Source organism: Streptomyces endocoffeicus (assembly GCF_016741935.1).
Lineage (GTDB): Bacteria > Actinomycetota > Actinomycetes > Streptomycetales > Streptomycetaceae > Streptomyces > Streptomyces endocoffeicus.
Window position 1 is genome coordinate 1 of sequence record NZ_JAERRG010000089.1, and the last position, 7,525, is coordinate 7,525.

Below are 7,525 nucleotides of genomic sequence, written 5' to 3' on the forward strand. Positions count from 1 at the left end.
GAGCGCTCTGCCGGGGCCGTATCAGGTGCTGATCGCGAAAGTCAGCGTGGAGGACCTCGAGGCGGTCGCACAGGCTGTCGGGAAGGGAATACTGCGACTGCCGATCGCCCGCACTGTGCCGCTCGGCGAGGCGATCGAAGCCCTCACGGAGCTCGAACGCAACCGCACGCCCAAGGGTGGCAAGCTCGTCATCACGACCGAGTGACCATCGCGTAGGGCGGTCGTTCAGCCGGTGGGTCGACGCTCAGGTGAGGCGGTGTTCCCAGCGCAGTGCGGGCCGGTCGCCGATCCAGTACGTGTGCGAGCGGGGGGTGACGCGGAGGCGCACGGTGCTGATGCCGGGACGTTCGGCGTTCTGCCACGCGATGAGCGTCCGCTCGATGTCGTCCCACAGTGCCACCGGACCGCCTTGCCGGACGGTCCAGCCGGAGCCGTTCTCGGTGAACGCGGCGAAGGATTCGCGGTCGGCATCGAACACGTAGCGCTGTAAGGCGCCATCGCCGCTGGTGGCGCATACGAGCTGGGCGCCGGGCGCGGCGAGCTGGGCGAGGAAGGCGGGCATCCACTCCTCCAGCAGGGTCGGTGGCACCTTCGCCTCGCGCTCGCTGTCGGCGTAGGCGGTGCGGGCCGAGAGATCCCCGGCGTGTGGTACGACGGCCTGGGAACGGGCAGGGCCTGCCCGTCGTCGTTGACCAGGACGGCCCCGGCAGTGGCGTGGCCCCGGAATTCCTTCCGGCTGGTGAGGTCGGCGCCGCTGTCCCCGGATCGGGACGAGCGGCCGAAGATGACGATGCGCGTCTACACCATTGCGCACGGCGGGATCGTCACCGCGCGGCGCGCGATCGTTGCCGTCCTCGCCGGTGCGAAGAGCGACGTCTACTCGATGGGGCAGGCGTGGCCGCCGTGCCAGTGCCCCCGTCACCGCGACCACAACAACGGATGACCCGGCACACGGTGGCCGGCGAGACGCCGAACAGCGGCGCGAGCTGCCGCATCGTGAGGTTCGTGCGGTAGTACACGGCCACCAGCAGCACCCGCTCCAGCAACGGAACACGGTACCGCCCCGCTCCAGGCCGCTGTCTCCGCCTCTTCGGCCGGCGAAGGCGCCTCGATAAAACCCCGAATGTCGGCGACGCTGCCGAGCATGTCGTAGACGACGGAGAACAGCGGTTCGCGGCGAGCCTTTGGACATGCCGTGCCTCCGTGACGCGCTGACTCCCGAGATGCGCCGCCTGCTCGGACGTGTCCGCAAACCGGAAGGTGTGGTCCACGTCTCACCTGGGTGCGGGGTGTCACATTCGTCGCGTCGGGCTCCTCCCACATGACAAGACCAGCCTGGACGACGACACCGTGTGCACTCTCAAGCCCACCGGCAGTCGTCCGCAGGAGAGGAGAAAAACGTGAAACTCGTCATATTCGGGGCGAACGGACCGACCGGACGGCAGGCCACCGCTCAGGCGATCGCCGAAGGGCACACGGTCACCGCCGTCACACGCCGCCCCGAGGAGTTCCCGCTGAGCAACCCGCGACTGCGGGTGGCCGGCGCGGATGTGCTCGACCCCGCTGCTGTGGAACGCGCCGTGGCCGGGCAGGAAGCGGTGATCTCGACGCTCGGGGTGCCTTACAGCCGAAACCCTGTCACCGTGTACTCCGAGGGCATCACCCACATCACGCACGCCATGACGAAGCACGGCGTCCGACGCCTGGTCTGTGTGACCTCGACCGTGCTCTTCGGCGTGGCGGCACCCGGCGAGACTTTCTTCTTCCGGAAGGTGCTCGAACCCTTCATCGCGCGCACCATCGGGCGCACCGTGTACGACGACATGCGGCGCATGGAGGAGATCGTGCGCGACAGCGATCACAAGTGGACGATCATCCGCCCCGCCGGTCTCTTCGACGCGGACGCCGTCAGCGACTACCGGGTCGCCACCTCGCGCCTGCCCGGCCGGTTCACCTCGCGCGCGGATCTGGGAAAGGCGCTGCTGCGCGAGGCGGCCGGCGACCGTCATGTACGCGCCTTCGTCGATGTCCGCACCACGGAAGGTGTTCCGAGCTTTCTCGATGTCATCCGGAAAGAGGCGTTCGGAGGCAAGAAGTGAATCCGGATCCGACCGCGCCGCTCAAGGAGGCCACGCTCATGCCTGAAGACCGTTTCATCCTGCTGGAGCCGGGTGCCGCCAGGCCGGGGCGGATCCCGCTGCCGCCCGCGTTCGCTGTCAAGGCGAGGACCGACGACACCGAGGGGCGCTTCTCGCTGCTGGAGGTGACCGTGGCCCAGGACATCCCGAAGCATGTCCACCATCGCGCGGACGAGTGCATCTACGTGCTGGACGGCATCCTCGAGATCGAGTTCGACGACCGCAATCACCATGCGCCCAAGGGGACGTTCGCGCTGCTTCCGCGTGGCGTCCCCCACGCCCTCCGCAGCGCCTCCGACCCGCCGCCCCGAGTCCTGCAGATCTCCTCGCCCGGCGGCTGGGAGCTGTATGTCGAGGATCTGATCGAGGCGGGGCCCGCTGTCTTCACCGACGGGCGGTTGGACCCCGTCAAGATCAATCCCATCGCGGCAAAGCACCACATCGGCTACCAGGAACCGAGTTGAGGGCTTCCGCGCAGCGCAGGGGTGACCCCATCAGGTCCTCCTTCCCCAAGGAGAGGGGATGGATCGTCCGGGCCCGGACGATGAGCGATGAACCGGTGCAGAGGTGTTCAGCAGTACGCCGGGCCGGGCGGCCGGCTCGGGCAAGGACAACTCCGAAGGGCCGGCCGGTGACCCGTATCATGCTCACCGGGTAGATGTCACACTCCAACCGCCCGGTCCCTCTCAATAGTAAGCGCCGGACAGGAGGACGACCCATGGCAGCCATACCCGACGACAGCCCGGCAACGGGCGGGGCAGGACCGGCGCAGGACGCGCCGCGCGGACCGGGCCTGGGAAATCGGCAGGACGGCCCGGCGCACACCGCGACGCGGCTCTTCATCGACCACCGCGAGCTGCTGTTCTCCATCGTCTACAACATGCTCGGCAGCGTCGCCGACACCGAGGACGTGCTCCAGGAGACCTGGCTGTCCTGGTCCGGCAAGAACCGCCGGGCGCCGCTGGCGGAGATCGGCAACCCGCGCGCCTATCTCGTACGCATCGCGGTGAACCACGCGCTCGCCCGGCAGGCAGCCATCGCCTCCCGCCGTGAGTCATACGTCGGTCCCTGGCTGCCCGAACCCCTGGTCACCGATGCCACCACCGGCCTCGCCCCGGATACCGCCGACCACACGGTCCGCACCGACTCGGTCTCCATGGCGATGCTGGTGGTCCTGGAGACCCTCACACCGCTGGAACGGACGGTGTTCATCCTCCACGAGGTGTTCGCCTATCCCCACACCGAGATCGCCGGCATGCTCGACCGCAGCCCTGCCTCCGTACGTCAGCTCGCCCACCGAGCCCGCGCCCATGTCCACGCCCGCCGCCCCCGCTACCGCGCTCACCCCCGCGTCCGGCGGGAGGCGACCGAGCGGTTCGTCGCGGCCGCCCTCGGCGGCGACATCCACGCGCTCATGGAGATCCTCGCCCCGGACGTGACGGTCTGGATCGACGGCGGAGGCGCGCGGCAGACGGCCGGGCTGCGCCCGGTCCACGGCCGGGAGAAGGCCGCCCGCATGCTGGCCGGCTACGCCACGCGGCGCGTTGAGGATATGGACATCCGCTACCGTCGCGTCAACGGCGACGACGCGGCGGTGCTGTTCACGGGTGACTCCCCGTATGCCGTGATGGTCATGGACCTCACCGCGGACGGCGACCAGGTCTCCGGCGTCTACATCGTCACCAACCCCGCCAAGCTCACCCACGTACGACCGGACGATGAGCGGAACGCGCCGGACGAGGACACGGCCTCGGGTCGCCCCGAGGTCTCCCAACCGCCCGTCCCCGGAGAACGCGCATGACCCGCGGCCAGGCACCCGAACTCGCACGAGACGGGGGCACGCCCAGCCGGAGGCGGGGAGAAAATCCCCGACGGCCTGCTCTCCGGCACCGGCTCCTGGACGGCGCGCTGCTGTCCGTGCCGCTGGTCGGCCCCTTCGTCGATGTTCCTTTTCGGTGGGGAGTTCCCCGGACACGAGGCGGTGCTGCGGCTGTACTGCCCTGCATGTGCTGTCGCTGCCGGGCATCATGGCGGCGCTGGTCATCGCCCACCTGATCGGCTACGCCGGAATCAGCCTGGAGCGCACCGGACTGCTCTCCGGCACCCGCGGACAACGGATCGCCGGCAGGTTCGGCATGGTCCGCACCGGACCATTCGGCCAGAACCAGCGTCGGCCAGAACCAGCGTCGGCCAGAACCAGCAGTGGACCGCGTTGATCGCAGCCCTGGAAGGCAACCTGAGGCTCCACGGCCACCGGCCCGGTGCGCTCACCAGACTTGACCGTTACCTGCACCAGCGCACCACGGGATGATCGGAAGCCTGCTGTGGCTGATCCGCGGCGCCGCCATCAACCCGCGGCAACCGCTGACCACTCACTCGGATGGTCCGATTTCGCGATAGGCCGATGCTCAGCGTCGGGACCCCCCGTTTGTGAGAGTCCGGGTCAGCGCGCACGTACGCCGTCGATGGCGATCGCAAGCAGGAGGTCAGCCTCGGCCGGGCCGTCGATGTCCTGCTCGGTGGCCAGCGCGATGGCGCCAACGAGTTTCAGCAACTGGGTGATGGTCATCTCGAGGCGCACGGCGTCTGCCGCTTGGGCGCGTGCGAGGAGGGCTTCTCCAGCATTGGTGATCATGTCGTGGCAGGTCTCGCCCAGTGCCGGGTCCGCGTCGCGCATCAGGGACGCCCCCAGCCCCCGGTTGGCCACGGCGTGTGCGCCGACGGCGCGAAGCCAGGTGGACAGGGCCTGGCCCGGGTCGGGTTCGGCGAGCAGATCGCCGGCCTTCGCGCACAGAGCCTCCACCCGATCCTTGAAGACCGCCTCCAGGAGTGCCTGACGGGAGGGGAAGTGGCGGTGCAGGGTGGCCGAGCCGACTCCGGCGCGACGGGCTACCTCCTCCAGGGAGGCGCCGGCGCCGCGCTCGGCGATCAGGGCCCCGGCGGCGGCCACGATCTTTTCGGCGTTGCGGCGGGCGTCGGCGCGCATCGTCCGACGGGGCGGGGCGGCGTCCTTGGGCACGGGCACTCCTGACGACTTGAAAAAATGGGGTGGCCCTCCATATCGTAGCCAACGATAACCGGGGGCCCACCCCAATTACGGAGTGGCTCCCCCTCCGCGTGGACGCGATGGAGAAGAACATGAAGCTGACGCATGAGACCGTCGTGGTAGCGGGAGCGACCGGCCTGCAGGGCAGGGCCGTGACGCATCACCTGCTCCGGGACGGCTGGCAGGTGCGTGCACTGACGCGTGACCCGCACGGGGCGCAGGCGACAGCGCTGAGGCAGGCCGGGGCACGGGTCGTGCGGGCGCAGATGGAGGACGTCGGCTCCCTGACTGCCGCGGCCGAGGGCGCCTGGGGCCTGTTCAGCGTCCAGCCCACCGTCGGCTCGCCCGGCACCGCGCCGGACTTCAGCGCCGAGGACGAGGTGCGCTGGGGTGTGAACGTCGCCGAAGCCGCGCACGCCGCGGGCATCGGGCACTTCGTTTTCACATCGGTCGCCGAAGCGGACCGGCACCTTGACGAGAAGCTGCCGGTGAACCTGGTCAGCAAGTGGCGGATCGAGCAGCACATCGCCGCGCTCGGCCTGCCGGCGACGATCCTCAGGCCGGTGTCCTTCATGGAGAACTTCACCGGCGGATACGCGCTGCGCAACGGGAATCTGTCCACCGGGCTCGCGCCGGATGTCCCGCAGCAGATCATGGCCGTGGACGATGTCGGCGCCGTGGCCGCGCTGGCGTTCTCCCGGCCGAAGGAGTGGATCGGCCGGGAGGTCTCCCTGGCGGGGGACGAACTCACGCCGGTTCAGATCGCCACGGCCATCGGGAAGGCGCTCGGCATACCGCTGCCCTACGTTCAGGTCCCGATCGACGCGATCCGGGCCCTGAGCGAAGACTTCGCCTATGCCAACGAGTGGCTCAACACAGACGGCTATCGCGCCGACATTCCCGCCACCCGGAAGATCCACCCCGCCACGATGGACTTCGGGGCCTGGCTGGAGCGAACCGGCGCGTCCCAGATCGCCGCCTTCCTGGACTCCACGCGCGCCGCGGGGCAGGACGCGTGAGCGCCCATACCCATGGCCTCGGACGCGTCGGGATCTGGGCGGGGGACTTCGATCATCTCTCCGCCACCGGGGTCCGTAAGGCCGCCGCCATGATCGAGGACCTCGGCTACGGCACCTTGTGGTTTCCCGAGATCATGGGACGGGAGGCCATGGCGCAGGGCGCGATCCTCCTGTCGGCCACCCGGCACATGACCGTGGCCGCGGGCATGACCGACATCTACGCCCGCGACCCGGTCACGGCCGCCGCCGCGCAGCGCACCCTGGAGGAGGCGTTCCCCGGACGGTTCCTGCTCGGCCTGTGGGACAGCCATCCCAGCCTGGCCGAGGACATCCGCGGCCACCGCTTCGGCCCCCCCTTGGCCACCATGCGCTCCTACCTCGACGCGCTGGACACCGCCCCGTTCGGGCCTCCCGACACGGCTGCCTCACCGCACCGCGTACTCGCCGCCCTGGATCCCGACATGCTTGCCCTTGCTGCCGAACGTGCCCGAGGCGCAAAGGTGCTGGGCATGCCCATCGAGTACACCCGCACCGCCAGGGCCATCCTCGGAGACGACGGCTTGTTGGCCATTACCCAGATGTGCGTGCTCAGCCACGACCATGCGGACACCGCCGACCTGGCTCGCACCACGGCCGCGGCCGCTCTGCCGAACCGCCGCGAACTGCTGCGAGGACTCGGATACGAGACCCCGGGGGCACTCGACGACCGGCTGGTCGACGCGCTGGTAGTTCACGGCAGTGCCGAGGACATCGCCCACCGCGTCCAAGAACACTTCGACGCCGGAGCCGACCACGTCAGCCTCCACCTCATGACCACCACACCCGACTCCCCGTCCGTACGGCAGTGGGAGCAACTCGCCATGCACCTCCCCGTCTGACCGGGCACCGAGCCGTCCGGCCGCTTCAGCAGAACGGCCTGCGGCCTTGCCCTCGGCGAAGAGCGGGGAGCGCTGGCCGGCGTACGGATTGATCCAGACGGAGATCTCGAGGCCCCGCTCGCGCAGCCGGCACAGCATGCCCTCCGGGTCGCGGAAGACCCGCGGATCCCAGGTGAAGTCGCACCACTGGTACTCGCGCATCCAGAAGCAGTCGAAGTGGAAGACGGACAGCGGCAGTGCGCCGCCCGCGTTTGCAGACGCAAGGCCGCCAGGGCGGCGCCAGGATGATCATGGTGAGCGCGGTGGAGACCGCGGAGCCGTACCCGACCTGCGTCTTCTCGAAGAAGGACTCGAAGGAGAAGTACGAGGGGACATTGGTGGCCCCGCTGGGGTGCCTCGGGGGCGACGGGCCCGGCACCTCAGCCCCGGTGGACCTGGCGCACT

Annotated in this window: 8 protein-coding genes and 5 pseudogenes; 8 read left to right on the forward strand and 5 right to left on the reverse strand. The window is 69.6% G+C overall.

Annotated features, from left to right (window positions below):
• A partial coding sequence (locus JK364_RS53645; protein ID WP_201858757.1) for a zinc-binding dehydrogenase occupies positions 1 to 205 on the forward strand: 205 nt, incomplete at its 5' end.
• Between the two features lie 39 nt (positions 206 to 244).
• On the opposite strand, the pseudogene JK364_RS53650 reads toward JK364_RS53645, so the two are convergent.
• Positions 245 to 670: pseudogene (locus tag JK364_RS53650) on the reverse strand (ATP-grasp peptide maturase system methyltransferase); the annotation flags it as partial.
• Between the two features lie 69 nt (positions 671 to 739).
• Between JK364_RS53650 and JK364_RS53655 the strand changes: the two are divergent.
• Positions 740 to 943 carry a hypothetical protein gene (locus JK364_RS53655; RefSeq protein ID WP_201858766.1) on the forward strand — a complete coding sequence of 68 codons (204 nt, stop codon included), beginning with the start codon at positions 740 to 742 and terminating at the stop codon, positions 941 to 943.
• On the opposite strand, the pseudogene JK364_RS58400 reads toward JK364_RS53655, so the two are convergent.
• Positions 939 to 1,124: pseudogene (locus JK364_RS58400) on the reverse strand (helix-turn-helix domain-containing protein); the annotation flags it as partial. The gene JK364_RS53655 and the pseudogene JK364_RS58400 sit on opposite strands and share 5 nt — an antisense overlap.
• Before the next feature lie 276 nt (positions 1,125 to 1,400).
• On the opposite strand from JK364_RS58400, the gene JK364_RS53665 reads away from it, so the two are divergent.
• The 4 genes and pseudogenes from JK364_RS53665 to JK364_RS56715 all read left to right on the forward strand — a co-directional run.
• Positions 1,401 to 2,099 carry an NAD(P)-dependent oxidoreductase gene (locus JK364_RS53665; RefSeq protein ID WP_201858758.1) on the forward strand — a complete coding sequence of 233 codons (699 nt, stop codon included), beginning with the start codon at positions 1,401 to 1,403 and terminating at the stop codon, positions 2,097 to 2,099.
• A 38-nt stretch (positions 2,100 to 2,137) separates the two neighbouring features.
• Entirely contained in the window at positions 2,138 to 2,602 is a 465-nt protein-coding gene (locus JK364_RS53670; RefSeq protein WP_201858759.1) for a cupin domain-containing protein, read from the forward strand.
• A gap of 254 nt (positions 2,603 to 2,856) precedes the next feature.
• On the forward strand, positions 2,857 to 3,939 hold the full coding sequence (gene sigJ, locus JK364_RS53675) for an RNA polymerase sigma factor SigJ (protein WP_201858760.1): 1,083 nt from the start codon (positions 2,857 to 2,859) through the stop codon (positions 3,937 to 3,939).
• 54 nt (positions 3,940 to 3,993) lie between these two features.
• A pseudogene (locus JK364_RS56715) lies at positions 3,994 to 4,195 on the forward strand (cytochrome b N-terminal domain-containing protein); the annotation flags it as partial.
• A 386-nt stretch (positions 4,196 to 4,581) separates the two neighbouring features.
• Here JK364_RS56715 and JK364_RS53685 read toward each other — a convergent pair.
• Positions 4,582 to 5,157, reverse strand: coding sequence for a TetR/AcrR family transcriptional regulator (locus JK364_RS53685; protein ID WP_307841719.1), 576 nt, complete (start codon positions 5,155 to 5,157; stop codon positions 4,582 to 4,584).
• Between the two features lie 119 nt (positions 5,158 to 5,276).
• Here JK364_RS53685 and JK364_RS53690 point away from each other — a divergent pair, with 119 nt between their 5' ends.
• Together JK364_RS53690 and JK364_RS53695 are read left to right on the forward strand one after the other, a co-directional pair.
• Positions 5,277 to 6,203, forward strand: a complete 927-nt coding sequence (locus tag JK364_RS53690; protein ID WP_201858762.1) for an NmrA/HSCARG family protein — start codon at positions 5,277 to 5,279, stop codon at positions 6,201 to 6,203.
• Entirely contained in the window at positions 6,200 to 7,081 is an 882-nt protein-coding gene (locus tag JK364_RS53695) for a TIGR03620 family F420-dependent LLM class oxidoreductase (RefSeq protein WP_201858763.1), read from the forward strand. Before JK364_RS53690 ends, JK364_RS53695 begins: the two co-directional genes overlap by 4 nt.
• 5 nt (positions 7,082 to 7,086) lie before the next feature.
• Here the strand turns inward: JK364_RS53695 and JK364_RS53700 are convergent.
• Positions 7,087 to 7,318: pseudogene (locus tag JK364_RS53700) on the reverse strand (TIM-barrel domain-containing protein); the annotation flags it as partial.
• A gap of 5 nt (positions 7,319 to 7,323) precedes the next feature.
• A pseudogene (locus tag JK364_RS56720) lies at positions 7,324 to 7,525 on the reverse strand (hypothetical protein); the annotation flags it as partial.

Coding starts and splice junctions, on each gene's coding strand:
- JK364_RS53670 (WP_201858759.1), top strand. CDS start 2,138: ATGCCTGAAGACCGTTTCATCCTGCTGGAGCCGGGTGCCGCCAGGCCG.
- sigJ (WP_201858760.1), top strand. CDS start 2,857: ATGGCAGCCATACCCGACGACAGCCCGGCAACGGGCGGGGCAGGACCG.
- JK364_RS53690 (WP_201858762.1), top strand. CDS start 5,277: ATGAAGCTGACGCATGAGACCGTCGTGGTAGCGGGAGCGACCGGCCTG.